Consider the following 1,245-nt stretch of genomic DNA (forward strand, 5'->3'; position numbering starts at 1 on the left):
TGAGGTGGTCTAGCTAAGCCGGACACAATTGGGACGTTGTTTGAAGATGGGTTTCAAAGTGATTGGGCGATTGATAGCCGAGGGCAGAATGCCGGCGTTCGGCGTTGTAATAGGCAATGTGATGGCTGATTTCGAGCTTGGCTTCGGCCAGGCCGGGGAAGTAGCCGCCGTCAAGTAGCTCGGCTTTGAATCGGCTCCAAAATGATTCGGCGTGGGCGTTGTCGTAGCAGTTGCCGCGCCGGCTCATGCTCTGCTGGGCGCCGTGTTTAGCGACCAAGTCTTTGAATCGGGTGGCTGTGTACTGGCTGCCCTGGTCGGAATGAATAATGAGTCCCGCCGGGGGCCGACGCACGGCCAAGGCCCGGCGCAGGGCCTCGCTGACCAGGTCTTCGGGCATGGACTCGCGCACGTCCCAGCCGACGACCTTGCGCGAACAGCGGTCCAGCCACACGGCCAGGTAGAGCCAGCCGCCGCCCTGGCGGGGCAAATACGTGATGTCACCCACCCAGACCCGGTTGGGGGCCGTGGGGGCTGGCTGGCCCAGCAAGCGGTTGGGGGCGGCACGCACGGCCGGATCCGAGTCGGTGGTGCGGGGGACAAACGAGCGGGGTTGTTGGGCCCGCAGCCCGTGGGCTTTGAGCACGCGGCGAATGCGCCAGCGGCCTACGGCGTGGCCCTGTTCCTGCACTTCGGCCCGCAGCCGGCGCGTGCCGTAGCGCTGGCTGTGGTCAGCAAATGCCGCGCGTACAGCCACTTGCCAGGCCGGTTCAACCGCCGGCACCTGCTGGCGGCGCTGCCAGCCGTAGTAGGCGGCCGGGGCCACGCGCAGCACCTGGCAGAGCTGGCGCACGGGTACCTGAGCAGCCCGCTGCGCGATGTAGCGGTACGTGCTCACCGGGTCGGCTGGCCGAAGATGACCAAGGCTTTTTTTAAAATATCGAGCTCCTGCGCCAGCCGCTTGTTCGCGGCGCGCAGGGCGCGGACCTCTGGGTCGCGGGCCACTTCCACACTGCCCACTTCGGCCACGAGTTGGGCCTGCTGCCAGCGGTAGAGCAGCTTGGGGCTGATGCCTAGCTGCCGTGCCGCGGCCTGCGTGCTACGGCTCTCCGATGCTAAGCGCAGGGCCTCAACCTTGAACGCCTCGTCGTATTTACGCCGTTTGTCGGGCGACGTCCCGCTTGATTTTGTTGCCATAACAGAAGAAATATACGTCCTTCTTCTGTCCGTCTTGCCTAGACCACCTCA

The 1,245-nt window shown here is 64.9% G+C and carries 2 protein-coding genes; both read right to left on the minus strand.

The window, feature by feature from the left end; all coding sequences use genetic code 11:
* Positions 1-13 precede the first annotated feature (13 nt).
* Positions 14-895 (minus strand): IS3 family transposase, encoded by an 882-nt coding sequence (locus CDA63_RS20030; protein WP_088466220.1) that lies wholly within the window; start codon positions 893-895, stop codon positions 14-16.
* On the minus strand, positions 892-1,194 hold the full coding sequence (locus CDA63_RS20035; protein WP_088466221.1) for a transposase: 303 nt from the start codon (positions 1,192-1,194) through the stop codon (positions 892-894). The genes CDA63_RS20030 and CDA63_RS20035 overlap by 4 nt, the downstream gene beginning before the upstream one ends.
* Positions 1,195-1,245: the final 51 nt, after the last annotated feature.

This window comes from Hymenobacter amundsenii, from assembly GCF_002204745.1.
Lineage (GTDB): Bacteria > Bacteroidota > Bacteroidia > Cytophagales > Hymenobacteraceae > Hymenobacter > Hymenobacter amundsenii.

Coding starts and splice junctions, on each gene's coding strand:
- CDA63_RS20035 (WP_088466221.1), bottom strand. CDS start 1,194: ATGGCAACAAAATCAAGCGGGACGTCGCCCGACAAACGGCGTAAATAC.